Source organism: Acinetobacter sp. YH12255, from assembly GCF_013417355.1.
GTDB classification, from domain to species: domain Bacteria; phylum Pseudomonadota; class Gammaproteobacteria; order Pseudomonadales; family Moraxellaceae; genus Acinetobacter; species Acinetobacter pseudolwoffii.
On sequence record NZ_VPEC01000001.1, the window covers coordinates 15,689 to 30,760 of the forward strand.

At 41.2% G+C, this 15,072-nt stretch carries 18 protein-coding genes, 7 tRNA genes and 1 pseudogene; 8 read left to right on the forward strand and 18 right to left on the reverse strand.

The genetic code is table 11. From position 1 onward, the window contains the following. Nucleotides 1–36: 36 nt before the first annotated feature. Nucleotides 37–858, reverse strand: a complete 822-nt coding sequence (locus tag FTV30_RS00085) for a PhzF family phenazine biosynthesis protein (protein ID WP_180000789.1) — start codon at nucleotides 856–858, stop codon at nucleotides 37–39. Between the two features lie 153 nt (nucleotides 859–1,011). Between FTV30_RS00085 and FTV30_RS16405 the strand changes: the two are divergent. Beyond that, nucleotides 1,012–1,354, forward strand: a pseudogene (locus FTV30_RS16405) (flavin reductase); the annotation flags it as partial. Between the two features lie 115 nt (nucleotides 1,355–1,469). Next, nucleotides 1,470–2,204 carry a hydroxyacylglutathione hydrolase gene (gloB, locus tag FTV30_RS00090; RefSeq protein WP_180000790.1) on the forward strand — a complete coding sequence of 245 codons (735 nt, stop codon included), beginning with the start codon at nucleotides 1,470–1,472 and terminating at the stop codon, nucleotides 2,202–2,204. 15 nt (nucleotides 2,205–2,219) lie between these two features. Here gloB and FTV30_RS00095 read toward each other — a convergent pair whose 3' ends face one another. Continuing rightward, complete coding sequence (locus FTV30_RS00095) at nucleotides 2,220–2,492, reverse strand: hypothetical protein (protein ID WP_034609047.1); 273 nt, start codon at nucleotides 2,490–2,492, stop codon at nucleotides 2,220–2,222. Between the two features lie 436 nt (nucleotides 2,493–2,928). On the opposite strand from FTV30_RS00095, the gene FTV30_RS00100 reads away from it, so the two are divergent. Further along, the gene (locus FTV30_RS00100) at nucleotides 2,929–3,132 is read left to right on the forward strand and encodes a hypothetical protein (protein WP_005096596.1); all 204 of its coding nucleotides are present in this window, start codon (nucleotides 2,929–2,931) and stop codon (nucleotides 3,130–3,132) included. 159 nt (nucleotides 3,133–3,291) lie between these two features. Here the strand turns inward: FTV30_RS00100 and FTV30_RS00105 are convergent. The 9 genes from FTV30_RS00105 to FTV30_RS00145 all read right to left on the reverse strand — a co-directional run bounded on the left by FTV30_RS00105 (nucleotide 3,292) and on the right by FTV30_RS00145 (nucleotide 7,239). Next, nucleotides 3,292–3,376: transfer RNA gene (locus FTV30_RS00105), tRNA-Leu, on the reverse strand. Between the two features lie 37 nt (nucleotides 3,377–3,413). Next, a tRNA-Trp gene (locus FTV30_RS00110) sits at nucleotides 3,414–3,487 on the reverse strand. Between the two features lie 33 nt (nucleotides 3,488–3,520). After that, a tRNA-Leu gene (locus FTV30_RS00115) sits at nucleotides 3,521–3,605 on the reverse strand. A 405-nt stretch (nucleotides 3,606–4,010) separates the two neighbouring features. Beyond that, nucleotides 4,011–4,096, reverse strand: a tRNA-Leu gene (locus FTV30_RS00120). A 402-nt stretch (nucleotides 4,097–4,498) separates the two neighbouring features. Next, nucleotides 4,499–4,583: transfer RNA gene (locus FTV30_RS00125), tRNA-Leu, on the reverse strand. 37 nt (nucleotides 4,584–4,620) lie between these two features. Beyond that, nucleotides 4,621–4,694, reverse strand: a tRNA-Trp gene (locus FTV30_RS00130). Between the two features lie 33 nt (nucleotides 4,695–4,727). Next, nucleotides 4,728–4,812: transfer RNA gene (locus tag FTV30_RS00135), tRNA-Leu, on the reverse strand. A 107-nt stretch (nucleotides 4,813–4,919) separates the two neighbouring features. After that, entirely contained in the window at nucleotides 4,920–5,741 is an 822-nt protein-coding gene (locus tag FTV30_RS00140) for a protein kinase (RefSeq protein WP_180000791.1), read from the reverse strand. Beyond that, complete coding sequence (locus FTV30_RS00145; protein WP_074382960.1) at nucleotides 5,728–7,239, reverse strand: DUF3336 domain-containing protein; 1,512 nt, start codon at nucleotides 7,237–7,239, stop codon at nucleotides 5,728–5,730. Before FTV30_RS00145 ends, FTV30_RS00140 begins: the two co-directional genes overlap by 14 nt. A 188-nt stretch (nucleotides 7,240–7,427) precedes the next feature. On the opposite strand from FTV30_RS00145, the gene FTV30_RS00150 reads away from it, so the two are divergent. Beyond that, nucleotides 7,428–8,306 (forward strand): ATP-binding protein, encoded by an 879-nt coding sequence (locus tag FTV30_RS00150; RefSeq protein WP_180000792.1) that lies wholly within the window; start codon nucleotides 7,428–7,430, stop codon nucleotides 8,304–8,306. Between the two features lie 389 nt (nucleotides 8,307–8,695). On the opposite strand, the gene FTV30_RS16150 is transcribed toward FTV30_RS00150, so the two are convergent. From FTV30_RS16150 to FTV30_RS00160, 3 genes are all read right to left on the reverse strand, one after another. Further along, on the reverse strand, nucleotides 8,696–8,830 hold the full coding sequence (locus tag FTV30_RS16150) for a hypothetical protein (protein ID WP_257222781.1): 135 nt from the start codon (nucleotides 8,828–8,830) through the stop codon (nucleotides 8,696–8,698). Between the two features lie 6 nt (nucleotides 8,831–8,836). Next, entirely contained in the window at nucleotides 8,837–8,974 is a 138-nt protein-coding gene (locus tag FTV30_RS00155) for a hypothetical protein (protein WP_157797501.1), read from the reverse strand. 166 nt (nucleotides 8,975–9,140) lie between these two features. Then, complete coding sequence (locus tag FTV30_RS00160) at nucleotides 9,141–9,776, reverse strand: hypothetical protein (protein ID WP_180000793.1); 636 nt, start codon at nucleotides 9,774–9,776, stop codon at nucleotides 9,141–9,143. A gap of 199 nt (nucleotides 9,777–9,975) precedes the next feature. Here FTV30_RS00160 and FTV30_RS00165 point away from each other — a divergent pair, with 199 nt between their 5' ends. Both FTV30_RS00165 and FTV30_RS00170 read left to right on the forward strand, forming a co-directional pair. Beyond that, nucleotides 9,976–10,179: a hypothetical protein gene (locus tag FTV30_RS00165; RefSeq protein WP_180000794.1), complete on the forward strand. Its 204-nt coding sequence runs from the start codon at nucleotides 9,976–9,978 to the stop codon at nucleotides 10,177–10,179. A gap of 95 nt (nucleotides 10,180–10,274) precedes the next feature. Then, on the forward strand, nucleotides 10,275–10,514 hold the full coding sequence (locus FTV30_RS00170; protein ID WP_180000795.1) for a hypothetical protein: 240 nt from the start codon (nucleotides 10,275–10,277) through the stop codon (nucleotides 10,512–10,514). A 39-nt stretch (nucleotides 10,515–10,553) separates the two neighbouring features. Here the strand turns inward: FTV30_RS00170 and FTV30_RS00175 are convergent, their stop codons facing one another. After that, nucleotides 10,554–10,868: a hypothetical protein gene (locus FTV30_RS00175; RefSeq protein WP_141667071.1), complete on the reverse strand. Its 315-nt coding sequence runs from the start codon at nucleotides 10,866–10,868 to the stop codon at nucleotides 10,554–10,556. Nucleotides 10,869–11,204: 336 nt separating this feature from the next. After that, on the reverse strand, nucleotides 11,205–12,221 hold the full coding sequence (tsaD, locus tag FTV30_RS00180; protein WP_180000796.1) for a tRNA (adenosine(37)-N6)-threonylcarbamoyltransferase complex transferase subunit TsaD: 1,017 nt from the start codon (nucleotides 12,219–12,221) through the stop codon (nucleotides 11,205–11,207). A 147-nt stretch (nucleotides 12,222–12,368) separates the two neighbouring features. On the opposite strand from tsaD, the gene rpsU reads away from it, so the two are divergent. Further along, the gene (gene rpsU / locus FTV30_RS00185) at nucleotides 12,369–12,584 is read left to right on the forward strand and encodes a 30S ribosomal protein S21 (RefSeq protein ID WP_001136722.1); all 216 of its coding nucleotides are present in this window, start codon (nucleotides 12,369–12,371) and stop codon (nucleotides 12,582–12,584) included. A gap of 33 nt (nucleotides 12,585–12,617) precedes the next feature. Then, on the forward strand, nucleotides 12,618–13,064 hold the full coding sequence (locus tag FTV30_RS00190) for a GatB/YqeY domain-containing protein (RefSeq protein WP_004280076.1): 447 nt from the start codon (nucleotides 12,618–12,620) through the stop codon (nucleotides 13,062–13,064). 70 nt (nucleotides 13,065–13,134) lie between these two features. On the opposite strand, the gene FTV30_RS00195 is transcribed toward FTV30_RS00190, so the two are convergent. Beyond that, nucleotides 13,135–13,494 carry a hypothetical protein gene (locus tag FTV30_RS00195; RefSeq protein ID WP_180000797.1) on the reverse strand — a complete coding sequence of 120 codons (360 nt, stop codon included), beginning with the start codon at nucleotides 13,492–13,494 and terminating at the stop codon, nucleotides 13,135–13,137. 106 nt (nucleotides 13,495–13,600) lie between these two features. Further along, nucleotides 13,601–15,043 carry a M48 family metalloprotease gene (locus FTV30_RS00200; protein ID WP_218950536.1) on the reverse strand — a complete coding sequence of 481 codons (1,443 nt, stop codon included), beginning with the start codon at nucleotides 15,041–15,043 and terminating at the stop codon, nucleotides 13,601–13,603. Between the last annotated feature and the right edge of the window lie 29 nt (nucleotides 15,044–15,072).

A 15,072-nucleotide genomic window follows, 5' to 3' on the forward strand; every position in this document is an offset into this window, starting at 1 on the left:
CTTGCCTGACGACATGCATATCTATGTAATCAGAGATTAAAGATAAAGTTCAGCCTGCATATATAATTTGCCATAACCCGAAATTTCAATTCGTTCCTGATCTTGCAAAGCACAATAAAGTACACCACCGCGCGCTGATGCCTGATAAGCGACCAGTTCATTTTTACCCAGTTTGTCTGCCCAAAGTGGCGCAATTCCGGTGTGAATAGACCCTGTGACCGGGTCTTCATTGATTCCGTTACTCGGTGCAAAATAACGTGAAATACAATCATATTGTGTATCTTGCGAGGTAATCGCGACATCTAAAAAGTTATTCTGAGCAGTAATCGCGGTACGCTTGCCATTTAATTGTTTTAATAATTCAAAATCAGGTGATTCATCTAGCACATCCTGTACCGATTCATATTCGACAATATAACCTTGTGCATTCAGATAAACCTGCTTAAACGGTTTGCTCAATGCCTGTCTTAAGGCCTCAGGATATTCTGTGACGGCTACTGCACGGCGAATTGGAAAGTTCATTCTGATCTTGCCATCTGTATCCTGATCAACCACAAAGATCCCCAGATCTTTCACATGAAACTGGATCGTTTTTGCCGTACCAAATTGATTGAATAATACAAAGCTGCTGGCCAAGGTTGCATGACCACAAAAATCCACCTCCTTGGTCGGGGTAAACCAGCGAATAGCATAATTTTCTGCATCAATTATTTTCACAAAAGCTGTTTCAGACAGATTATTTTCCAAGGCGATATTTTGCATCAGTTCATCTTCGAGCCAGTCCTCCAGCACAATCACCGCAGCTGGATTTCCTTTAAACAGTTCCGTGGTAAACGCATCGACCTGGTACATTTTCATTTTCTGAAGTCCTCAATATCACAATCTCTAGTTTAAAAGCTTTTTTGCAAGAGTGAACTTGAATATGCTAATAATCTAACTAATCTAGCCACTTAAATACACCAATATAGTGAATGATGCGGTATGACCAACCCCCATCTTCAAAGTATTCTCCTAGAAAAATCCTATCGGCTAGGTAGGCTGAGCCTGCATGATGTACCTGAAAAATTGGCACCATCTGGCCTAAGGTTATTTAAATTCTCTGGTTTTGATATTTCTCTGGGCAAGGCTGTGCTGCATAAATACTCTGCGAGCTGATTCCCGGGCCGCATAACCAGCAAATGCATGATCTGTTTATTGGCAAGCTGATTGCGGCCTATGCCGATGATCAGTCTTCCGCGACAGTCACTGGCATTATCATGTAGTGAGTGAAGAATGGAAAAGTACTCATCATGTGACTGGTGTACAATTTTATAGCATTGGCAAGGCGGTAAGCGTTGATGATTCGGACTTATGATTTTTTAAATGGGACATAAACAAAAATTATCCCGGATGAGCAGATAATATCTGCAAGCCCAGAGCATCTGAAATTATGCTACTTTATTCTCAATCTTCATTTGGTCTGATGCGCTATGATGCCTTTTAAAATTCACTGTATTGATGTCCAGAACTCGCTGCAAAATTATATCTGGTTGCTGGAACATACGGCTTCTCATCAGGTCGTAGTCATTGACCCGACCGAAGCAGGATTGGTGCAAGATTATTGTGCCGAACACGGTTTAATCTTAAGTCAAATCTGGTTAACGCACTGGCATAAAGACCATATTGGCGGTGTGCCCGGCTTAATTCAGGGACAAAATCTGCCTGTTTATGGCCCACGTGCAGAACTGAGTAAAATTCCGTTGATCACGCATCCACTTGAGCATGAAGAACAGTTCAGCTTTCATGGGGCAGATATTCAAGTGATCGCAGTACCAGGCCATACATTAGGCCATATCGTTTACTTCATTGATGCGATTGATATGCTGTTCTGTGGCGATACTTTATTTGCCATGGGCTGTGGCCGGGTTTTTGAAGGTACTTATTCACAGATGTATCATTCACTGTCACGTCTGGCTGCCTTACCACCACGCACCCAGGTCTATTGCACGCATGAATACACCCTCTCGAATGCCCAGTTTGCCAAACACGTCGAACCGGACAATCAGGCAATTCTGGAACGCTTTGAGCATATCGAATGCTTGCGTATGTTAGGCCAGTGCACGCTGCCAAGCAGCATTGAAGATGAATTACAAACCAATCCTTTCCTGCGTGCGGATAGTGTGGAAGAGTTTCAGCGCTTGAGAACCCTGAAAGATCAGTTCTAGAGTTAAAGATCCATGTTAAAGAATCTGGTGACTTTGCGCATAAGCATCCAGTTCGTCTTGAGTGACGACACGCACTGCCTGCATTTCGTCAACACGTACCAGCAGCAAACCAGCTAAGGCCGGTTGATAACGACGTGCACTACCAAACGGCGTATAGGCTACTTTCGATTGCACTGTAAAATTCAACCAGTCCTCATGTCCCAGCATCACAGCAACCGGATCTAAGCCCTGTTGCTGCATCCATTCAATTTGCTGATTCACATTGTGTTCAATCGTCAGTTCAGTCATGGCAATCGTATTTAATTCAAGAATTACATTTTTGATAGTATAGCGTATGCATCTCAAACGATAGCTCAGAAAACCAGCAGCTGCTAATGATCCGATTAAATAATCAATGCAACTTTAATATGCCGATGCTTCGGCATTCCCTATTCTTACATTTTATGGTGTTGATAAAGTTTAAATTTAGATCAATAGCAAAATAAGCCTTTGAAATTAAACTATAATTAAATTTATTTACATGCTATAAAAACTTAATATTTAGTTACAACCTATTCAATATGATAAAAATCATTTACTTAAGTCATAAACTGCTTCTTTAGCGAGCATACGATGTTCACTAAACATTCAAATTAGATTAAATTAATTAAATATGGGAATTTGCCCTTTAAAACAAAATTTCTCACCCTTATTTAAGATAGAACAATGATGAAGGAGTGATCTCGTGAAAAAAGTGGTTAAAGCTAAAAATCTGATTGCATTTCGACTATGGTTAGAAAAATTAGGATATTCCGTACGCACCCTGGCTGATGATCGTGGTTTCAGTTTCAGTTTCAAAAAAGAATACGGTCTGGTCACCTGTGATCTGGCCGGCAATGCACTCGCGATCCAGCTGGGTGAGGAATTTGAAGATCATTTAAAAGCCTGATTCAGGTTATTTTCAATCAGAAAAATAAATAAATTATTCCACTGATTCAGCAACTCTATTCTCCAATCTTTAGTCCGTTTCGACGGACTTTTCTTTTTATCTTGATTAAATAAATTTCAGGAAATAAAAAAGCAAGGCATCAGCCTTGCTTTAATATGATGGTGGGGACGGAGAGACTCGAACTCTCACACCTCGCGGCGCTGGAACCTAAATCCAGTGCGTCTACCAATTTCGCCACGTCCCCATCAGGGTACCAACTTAGCGTTGGATTTTTCAAACTTTGGCAGAGGATCAAGGACTCGAACCTTGACGAACGGTTTTGGAGACCGTCATGCTACCATTACACCAATCCTCTACTCGGCCAGTTTACTCAATTACTCAAGTAAATTGGTGGGGACGGAGAGACTCGAACTCTCACACCTCGCGGCGCTGGAACCTAAATCCAGTGCGTCTACCAATTTCGCCACGTCCCCAATGGCTGTGTATATTATAGAGATAGACCGTCATTGACAAGCGATTTTACAAGCAATCACATTCTATTCCGCTAGAAATTAAACAGTTAATTATATTTTTTTACTTTTGATAAAATTTATCAAGACAATTTGACTCTTTGAAGACGAAACCACAAATTCAGTATTTTAAAAGGTCTCAGCTTTATTTTGTGTCATAAAAACCAAAATGTATAAAAAACAAACTACAGATCAAGCCTTATATTGTATGGCCTCGGCATTCAAAACAATGCAACCATGCTTTTTATATAACTTCCGTCACACACGTTCTATCAAGCAAAATAAGGATTTAAGAATAAGATCAATGAAAATTGCTGTATAAAATTTCAGGCAATAAAAAAGCAAGGCATTAGCCTTGCTTCAATATAATGGTGGGGATAGAGAGACTCGAACTCTCACGCCCAGAAGGCGCTGCGACCTGAACACAGTGCGTCTACCAATTCCGCCATATCCCCATGGCTGTGTATATTATAGCGATCAGACCCGATTCACAAGCAATTCTGTAGCAGGAAAATACTTTTATATCAAAATTTAAACAATTAATTCAGTGTTGCGTAAATACTGACCTATTTGCACTGTTGTCGCCTAGTTTCATCGAAACAGATAAGATCAATACGCACCACAGGAGAATCACATATTCAAATTTAGACTTTAGCTGACTTGCATAATATCAATTATTGCATCTAATAAAACAAAGTTTCCTGAAGTTCTGCCCTTTCCTGAGCATTGACCCGTTTTCTAACGTTCTTTAACAGACTAAACCTATGCGTAAAAGACAGCAAAATTTTACAGCTTAAAAAATCTGGTATAAATTTCAGGCAATAAAAAAGCAAGGCACCAGCCTTGCTTTAATATGATGGTGGGGACGGAGAGACTCGAACTCTCACACCTCGCGGCGCTGGAACCTAAATCCAGTGCGTCTACCAATTTCGCCACGTCCCCATCAGGGTACCAACTTAGCGTTGGATTTTTCAAACTTTGGCAGAGGATCAAGGACTCGAACCTTGACGAACGGTTTTGGAGACCGTCATGCTACCATTACACCAATCCTCTACTCGGCCAGTTTACTCAATTACTCAAGTAAATTGGTGGGGACGGAGAGACTCGAACTCTCACACCTCGCGGCGCTGGAACCTAAATCCAGTGCGTCTACCAATTTCGCCACGTCCCCAATGGCTGTGTATAATATAGAGATCATTTCCAGCTGACAAGCCGTTTATAAGAAAAAAACACTCGTTTGATTAAATAAGAAACAATCCCGATTTTATTGTATTTTTCTCATTCGATTTCAGTCACTAAGTAGTATTTAACCGCTTTAAAATCTGCCAACCGATGCTGTTTTTGCTTGCCTAGCATCAGCGCTAACAACTTTTCAAAAATCTGAATTTGTTCAGGCAACTCAACTTTTAGGCGCTGACAATGTAAAAACGCCCAATCCAGATAGTCAGTTGCCTGCAAGCGCTGTCCACTCAGCCATTCATAAAAAATCACGCCCAAAGCATAAACTTCGCTCTGCAAGCTTTTGGCTTTTCCTTGGAATAATTCCGGTGCCATATAACGTGGTGTCGCATTCAGCTCATCCACTTTCTGATCCAGAGGCTGGACGTGTTCAAAATCAAGTAGACATACCCTACCCTGATCATCAACAAAATGCTCCCGCTTTAAATCCGCATGCAAATAACCCAGCTGTTGCAGGCAGATTAAAGGTTCTACCGCTTGCAGCAAATGTTGTCGAATCTGCGTTACAGAAAGTTGATCTGGCATGATCTGAAAATGTGCTGGTGCATCGACCAGAATCAAAGCCTGCTCAAATTGTTCATGTTGAATGGTGAATGGTTGTTGAATGATTTGATGCGGAAGGAAAAAGTTCAGATCACTCGAACGGCTATGCGTTTGATAAAAATTCAGCTCCTGCTGCAAGCCCAGCTTTGCATGCGGAGATGATATTGAGCTGTCAGATTTAGTCGACACTTGAGTTTTTAGCCAGAATGCGGGCTGACCCGCAGCATAATACAGGCGTCGGCCAAAACTCAGACTGCGGGTTTTGGTTCTTGGTTGAAAATCGAAAGTATCAAGATGATCTAAATTAAGTGGTTGCAATATATTCAGGCTTTGGATCAGCAGTATATTGATAATTTAGCAGCTCCAGACAATGCTGAATAGTTTTCCCCACCCGTTCCTGAGTCTCAATTAAGGAAATTTTTGGCCAAGTGGCCCGTTCGCCTTCGCGCTGCAAGATTTTAAAGAGATAGGGCCGTGGATTTTGCAGCATATAGCTATAGTGGCGCAGGCTATATTTACCGACAATATTCACATCGCCATAATAACGCTGATCGACCACCCCATAGCCGTGATCGAGTATGCGGCGTACAGGTGGCAAGCTTCCGGCATGTTCCCGGGCAAAATCCATCATTCCTTTGGTAATCACCGCACCCTGACGGCGTACAATCCGTTGTGGCCAGCTTAAGGTACCTTTGCGGAAACGTGCGACATCATCTTGCATAAATGGCACGATATGCGGATTGACCTGGCTGGCGATGGTGTAATTGATATTGTATAACCGGGCCATTTTTTCCTGCGGGAAATCACTGCGTACACTGCCATCGACCCAACGTGTTGCTCCCATATAAGGGGTATATTCACCATCATAACGCTTACTGGTCAAACGTACTGGCGGAAACAGAATAGGGACTGCACAAGAGGCCAAGACCGCACTCCAGACCAGCACATCCGGAGAAGTATAGGCATTTAAAATACGGGCATCCTGTGCTGAATCATAAGGGGCAACAGCAATATTGATATGCAGACCTGAGGTTTTGAGTGCTTCTTCAAAGGTCAGATCGCCTAAATTTTCGACCAGAAATTTTTTCAGATATTTGACATCTGCCAGACCTCCATTGCCTTTCAGCAATTCACTCATGGTTCGGAAATGAAACGCCTCATGAAAGAAATTATGTCCCTTCAAGAGATCGACATACTGCGAGGGTTTGGATACACCCAGCATTGCCGTCATGATGGCACCTGCACTTGAACCTGACATGACCTTTGGCAATAAATCCTGCTCTATCAGGGCCTTACAAACACCGGTATGAAACAGACCCAAGGTCGAGCCACCGGAAAACATCAAGGCTGGCTGACCATAAGCACGCTGACAGCCTTTAAAAAATTCAATTTTTTCCTCCATATTTAAGCAGCTACAGTCTGTTGAAGCGATATGTGCCAGCCCCTGACTAACCTGCTCCACATAATCTTCAATAATTCTTTTGGTGCCGACATAGGCTTCGGTGAACAATAAAGGATGGGCAATATTGGCGATATCGTAACTTAGACCTTCGCGCAGAATATACATCAGGTCGTGGGTACGTTTCTGTTGTCTATAGCGTCTTAATTTACCCAAACGATGCGCAATAACTTCTGCATCAAAATAGGGAGAACTATTGTCGAATTTCCATTCTTGCGCCCCGGATTCTTCATCTATTTTTAGCGCAATATATTTCCATTCCTCATAGGACTCAGCTTGTTGCAGCTGCTGCTTGAGTTTTTTAATACGATAGGCCTGATGTGGATTAATGTCCTGAGTAAAATCTTTAAACAGCATCTGCCTTCTTCCCTATATTGTATTTTTCATTCATCTTGCACTGCGTAGAAAATATGCACCGATCTGTTCATAACAACAATAGCGAAAATTCTCTGCTTTAAGCAAATTATCACACTTTTCAGGCTTTGACTGTGAATTTTAGGGTGATAGTATCCTAGACATAATTTTAAATCTGTAATGCTGAGATCATGGCGAAAATTGAGTTACCTGACAATATCTTGAATACCCTTTCGACTGTTCTGCTGCAACTTCAGCAAAGCCTGCCCGAGCTGAAACATGCTCCTGATTTTTCTGCACATGCCTATAAATGGCAACAGGGTGAACTCAAGCCCATTCATCAGCTTAGACAGATGGAACTGGCCGATTTAAAAGGGATTGAGCGACAAAAAGAAAAAGTCATCCAGAATACTTTGCAGTTCTTAAATGGCTTGCCTGCCAATGATGTCTTGCTGACTGGTTCGCGTGGCACCGGTAAATCCTCTATCGTTCGTGCCCTGCTGACCGAATACGCAGCGCAAGGTTTACGCCTGATTGAGATTGAACGCGATGACTTGTCAGAACTTCCGGAAATTCAAAAACTGATTGCAGACCGTCCTGAAAAGTTTATTGTCTATTGTGATGATCTGGCCTTTAATGCAGAAGATGAAAATTATCGCAGTTTAAAAAGTGTATTAGATGGTTCATTGCAATCGGGTTCGAGTAATTTTGTGATTTATGCGACCAGTAACCGCCGCCATTTACTGCCAGAATTTATGCATGAAAATACGCCTGTCACCCGGGTCGATGTTCCGCAATATACTGAGCTACATCCTCAGGAAGCAATTGAAGAGAAGATTTCGCTATCTGACCGTTTCGGCTTATGGCTGTCTTTTTATCCAATGGATCAGAATTTATATCTGGAAATCGTAGAACATTACTTGAATAAAGCGAATATGCAACTCAGTGCAGAAGCACGTGCCGAAGCTTTACGCTGGTGTCAGGCACGCGGTCAACGCTCAGGCCGTGCCGCTTATCAGTTCTCGAAACACTGGATTGGGGCAACTCAGTTGAATAATCTGGAACAATAGAAAATTCAAAAGATCAGGCTCAACGTAAATATCGCTTTGGGCCTTCTTAGATTCGCATTTGAAGTGCAACACCATGTTGTTGCCATAATACCTGACTCGGACTTTTAAAGCCGAGTCTTTTATCTTGTGTATCATGCAATTTTTACTCTGAATCTACTAAATCAAACCATCTAAATCAGCAAATGCATCGCGGTCCCATAGATATGTAGAACCTTGAGATTTTTACCTTCATTGCTAACATCTTCAGCAGTAATGCATTTTGCTCTCATATGTTCATCAAACTGACAGACTGGGTTCTGATCATAAACATTGAGTAAAATCTATGGATATTGCATTGGGTGAATATCTTTTAATGCCTCTTTAAACAAGACTCGACCAATCCTACGCTTTTATGCAGCTTTCAATACATATAACGCTATAATTTTGGCAATGCCTTTTGCTTCACTTAGCGAAACATCAATAAAGCCCTGAATATGCCCTGCTCCTTCTGTAACCAATAGAATATGGTTATTGAGCTTGAGCACCTGCAATCATAAAGCAAGCCGTGTATCTAGCTTATATTCCGCCAAAATAGGTAGATAGAGCATCTGCTGACAGGTTTCTTGCCCGCTCTGCACATGCGCTTGTGCAATAACTGCCACATCTTCAATTGTCGCAGGACGAATCATTCTTGATCCCTTTATCATTCATTTTATTTTTAAATTCTCCAATACTTCTTTGAAAAACACTATCTTATTAATCAAAACCTTGAAACTAAACATGATACATAGATTTGCCATTCCTCATAAAATGAGTTGACAGATAAAAGCTGAATATTGTGCTACTGGATATAACTTAGTGAATATCACAGCTAAATTGTGTTGGTCGCACTTCAACTTGTTCAGCATCACAGTGAACATTTACTATTACGTCATCACCAATACCAATACATGCATTACTTAAGACCCATAAATTATTTGTATAAAATTGCCAATTTCCTTCACCACGACAACGATACTGTACCTGCTTCAAACGGCAATCCGAATACACGTGATCTGGTCGTGTTGCACGTCCAACTACACCCACCAAATGCACACGTGGACGCCCTGAACTCCCACAACGAAGTACACCTACACTGGTTCCATTACGTACTGCATTACGATATTGTAATAACTCAATTTTCTTTCTTGCTTCTTGCTCTTCTTTCTCGACTTGAGCCAGTTTACGTTTAAGCTCCTTTTCTTTTTCACTTAAACTTAACTGTTCTTTTTTAATTTCTGATTTTTTTTGATCATTATTTTTAATTACTGAATCAGTATTCTCACCTCTTGCCTTACGCGCTGCGTCTGCAAGATCCACCATTTTTTGAGCTTCTGCTGTCCGGTGTTTACCCAACAAATCGACCTGTTTTTGAATTTCTTTTTTTTTTACCGAGTTTTGATAAGTTTCACCATAGGTTCGCCCCCACTCTCCAGAAGGAGGTCCAATCATTACATATTCTGCAGAAAGACCTGTGGTGGTAAAGAACGATATATAAATTAAATATTTCTTCATTTGAAAATCAAAAAATCAAGCTTTTAAGTTGTATTTATATATTACCTAATACTGCTAAAAAAAGAAAAATACTAATCTTTAAAGTAGAGGAGTTTTATTTTAAAATAAAACGATTTATTTATTTGGCTTTTTATACATGAATTACCTAAAGTCTCTGACTATTATGTCCAGCTGTTTTTTATTTACAACACCACTTATAGCAGCAGAGCAAACTGTAGCAAATGCACAAAAATTTTTAACGATTATATTACCAGACAAAGGTATCCAATCTGGAGATTTAAAAAAATATTTTTCAGATATGGCTGATGAGCATGATGGATCAGCACGACTCGAAGGCTAAGTAAAATTACCAACGTAACTACTATTGATCGTTGTATTAGCAAAATAAATTATGATAATAATAGCTTATCTTTGAGAGTTTATCATGGTGGTTCAATGGTTGAACCGGTAGTATCCCTAAGACCTGACTTACGACTAGGGAGTACCGAAAATGGAATTGATTGGGGAAAGGTTTTAGAAGTTAAACAATCTAAAGAACTTGTTTCTATACGCTTAAAAAATAATGAACCATACACTATTTTTTCATTAGGAAGTGAAGATATAGCGACACGTGTAAACTATGCCATGACATTTCTTAAGCAAAAATGTGATCCAGCGAATGGAACAGGTTTTTAAGTTTAAAAGGCACTATGTTAAACATAGTGCCTTTTTTACTTATAACACACCTGGTGCACTGAAATTATATGAGCGTCGTGTAGGAGCAGGTGCTTGATAAATCGGAGGTGCAGTATATACAACTGGCTTAGGCTTATCATAGTTTATTTTACAAACCCAATAGGTTTGTTGAATATTTGAACATATACAACCTGAAGTAGTCGAACCACGTTGAATTTTCTCATCAGCTTGATTACATGCTTTACTTCTGTCTGCACCCACCCCTTTTGATGTATAATTGTATGCTTGGGTTTCAAAGCTAACAATAGCAGACAAACCAAGACCTAAAATAAAAAAATATTTAGATATATTCATTTAAACTACTCTAATCTTTGCTTAAAAGCGAAGATAACCAATAAAAACACTCACTCTCCCTATTTTAATTTTATTCTATTTATTTAAAACCATAAATGATCAAAAATAAGACAAATAAAAAATATTTTTTATTTGTACACTTTTATAAAAAATTAAATTTATTCTTAATTCCGCCTATCATAGAGCGGGATTCCTATATGATTAAACCATTTTACGGTATCTGTAAGAAAACACTTACTATGGCAGAGTCAAAATAATTTATTATTTGTTGAAAATTTCTACTCAATAAAACCAAGACAATAAAAAAGAGGCTTTCCGCCCCTTTCCTATCTATCTTTAAACCGCTTCAGGATTTTTTAACTCCGTCATCGGCCAACGTGGCGTTGTGGTTACCGCCAAGCCATCCTGCTGCCCTGCTTTCAGACGCTGATAACCTGCAAATGCAATCATCGCACCATTATCGGTACACAGTGCTGGCTCAGCGTAGTAAACCGTTGCCTTGATTTTTGCCAAATCTGCTTCCAGACGTTCGCGTAAACGTTTATTGGCACTGACACCACCTGCAATCACCAGACGTTTTAAGCCAGTCTGCTTCAATGCCTTCACGGATTTTTTTACCAAGGTATCGACAATCGCTTCCTGGAAACTTGCTGCGATATCTGCATCACGGTTTTCATCACCCAGTTTTTTCATTTGAACGGAAACTGCAGTTTTTAAACCGCTGAATGAAAACTCTAGGCCTTGATGCAGCATTGGACGTGGGAAAGCAAAAGCAGCAGGATTGCCTTGTTCAGCCAGTTTGGAAATGTTTGGCCCACCTGGATAGGGCAGACCCATCATTTTCGCCACTTTATCGAATGCTTCTCCGGCTGCATCATCAATCGATTCACCCAGCAATTCATACTGGCCAATGCCATAGGCTGCCATCAGTTGTGAATGCCCACCAGAGACCAACAGCGCCACAAATGGAAATTCTGGCGCTGTTTCAGACAACAATGGTGCGAGCATATGCCCCTCCATATGATGAACACCAATTGCCGGTTTGTTCAATGCAAAGGCCAAAGTTCGACCAAACAACGCACCTGTCATTAATGCGCCCATCAGACCTGGGCCACGGGTATATGCCACTGCATCAATTTCTGATTTGTTCACGCCGCTCTGCTCAAGCAGCTCATTGATGAGTGGAATCAGTTTACGCACATGATCACGTGACGCCAGCTCTGGAACTACACCGCCATATTCTGCATGCAGTTTAATCTGGCTATAAAGCACCTGTCCGCGCAAACCCAACTCGCTGTCATACAGCGCAAGTCCTGTTTCATCACACGACGTTTCCAAGCCTAAAACGATCATTAAACTGCCTATAACCTGTATCAATTCTATTGCAGCAACTATTATAGACTTGTGGTATGAGATGTAAATGAGTAAAATACTGACCTTCACTTGTGATTGAGGGCAATTCAGCCCGAGATCTTACCCTAACTGATATGAGGATTCTTCATGCCACAAGTTAAATTGAAAGAAGGCGAACCAGTAGACGTAGCTATCCGTCGTTTCAAACGTTCATGCGAAAAAGCGGGTGTTCTTGCTGACGTACGTAAGCGTGAATTCTACGAGAAACCAACTCAAGAACGTAAGCGCAAAAAAGCTGCTGCTGTTAAACGCTACCAAAAGAAATTGGCGCGTGAATCAGTACGTACGACTCGCCTTTACTAAGATTAATTTGTGATTGATTGCCTGGAATAAATAATGACGACTTTAAAAGACCAAATCACGGATGTTTTGAAAGCAACAATGCGTGCCAAAGAAATGTCCAAGCTGACGGTCATTCGTAGTCTACAGGCAGCAATTAAGCAAATCGAAGTCGATGAGCGCAAAGAACTTGACGACGCTCAGGTTCTTGCGGTCATTGAAAAACAAATTAAACAACGTAAAGAATCGGTTAAAGCCTTTGCAGGCGCTGGCCGAGATGATTTAGCTAGTAAGGAACAAGCCGAAATTGAGATTTTGTCTCAGTTTCTACCAGAAGCTATGACTGAGGAAGAACTTGATTCCATGATTGCGCAAGCTATTGCAGCGCAACAAGCTACTAGCATGAAAGATATGGGTAAGGTGATGAATTCTCTGCGTCCGCTCATAGCCGGGCGCGCCGATCCTGCACAAGTTTCCGCCAAAATCAAAGCGCAACTTGCTTAATCCCTACTTTCTAGTATTTCCTCTTTAACGTTGAACTGCCTTTTTATAAAAGACAGTTCTTAACGTATTCTTATTGCAAATAACAGTCAACCTGATAACGTTTCAGCAATTGCATCTCTTTAGACGATTTCACTTCTACAATTACATCCTGTTTACTCATATTTTGAAACTTACGATCCAGATAAGCACGATTCTGGTCAGCGGCTTGATATAAACGATCAACATAGCGTCCTACTATTCCACAAAATTTTGCATTCTGCTCAGGACTAAATCCCTGTTGCTGCGGATTTAAACCACTTAAAAATTGACGCGATTCCTTTTTATAATCCGCATTAATTCGTTCTACCGCGTCTACATACTCAACAGCACTCGCAGCAAAAACCCCATAATTCCACCCCAGTAGACACACGCCCAATAGTATTTTTTTCATATCATGCTTCGGATTTAATCACACTAATATTTAGAAAGATTGTAGCCTGATTGAATATATTCTTGCCATAACATCCTGATACAAAAACTTAAAACCCAGTTCAGCTTTAAATCTTATATTGACGTGCCTGCTGCATCTGTTTCAGGCGTTGGTTAATGGTTGCAGATAAAGATTGATTATTTTTCGCTGTACGCTGTGCATGTAATAATGACTTGATGGCAGTTTCCTCATAACCGGACCAGTATTCTACTTCTGCACGATAACGCAGCACATTGGCGGCCTTGATTGCCGATGCAGGCTCTGCATTGGTCGCCAGTTGCATCAGTCGCCAGCCGCTCACATCGCGGGAATTGGCATTCAAAAATTTTTGTACAATCTGTTTAGCTTGATCTGGTTGCTGGGCACGAATCAAGACTTCTGCATATTTATAATTGAGCGCGCGGTTTTCCGGCATGATTCGCGCTGCTGAAGCCACACTTTTCAGCGCTGCATTCAACTGGTTCTGACCTAAGTAAATATCAGTCTGAAACAAGACCAATAAAGGATGCATCTGGTTATGCTTTTTCGCCTGATCTAAAGCAGCCTGTGCGGCCTGAAAATCACTTTGCTGTATCTGGTAGGCAGCCAAAGCAAGCTGACCGGCAAAATTATTCTGCCGATTCATCAAACTGAGCTGCTCCTCACTGGTCTGGCGAGACAGCACCCTGCTATACCATTTGATAATCTCAAAGTCCTGATCATTCAGCTTAGGTTTGACCGCAGGCAGCTGATTGGCACGTAAACGTGCTTCACTCATACGCTCAGTCGTCAATGGATGAGTAAACCAGAAATCCGGCAGGAAGCTTAAGCGACTGGTCGAGCGATGCATGACTTCGAAGAAGTCTGCCATACTATGCGGGTTATAGCCGGAACGATACATGTATTGCATGCCAATTCGGTCTGCTTCACGCTCCTGATTACGACTATAAGTCAGCTGTTTATCCATCAACGCGGCTTGCGAACCCATCATCACCGCAGCACCCGCATCACCATCTGCTTGAGAAGCTACCAAAGCACCCACCAAAATTCCCGCTAGCGCCAATAAACCTTGTCCCTTAAAGGCATCCTGGGAGCGACTGTAATGACGTTGTGTGACATGTGCAATTTCATGCGCCATCACCCCTGCCACTTCATCCATATTTCGTGCTGAATTTATCAGACCTGCATTCAGTGCAAAGAGCCCGCCCGGCACAGCAAAGGCATTAATTTGCGGATCATTGATTACCAGCAAACCGATAGGCTGTTGTAACTGGGTCTGACTCAGAATATGTGAGAATACTGATAAAAGTTGATCTTCCAGCCATGGATTTTGCAAGACAGGCATTTTCTTATGCACTTCACGATAAACTTTCTCACCGATCATTTTTTCTTTTTGCTGATCGAGTAAACCCACGCCTGTACCAATATCAGGCACAGAAAAGTGTGCAGTCGCTTGATTAAAATCATGGCTAGAGCTATGCCCTGTCACCATGCACATCGTTAAGCCACACGCCAACGCCAATCGTTTCAATGAAAAATCTCTAAATCTATTGTTCTAAG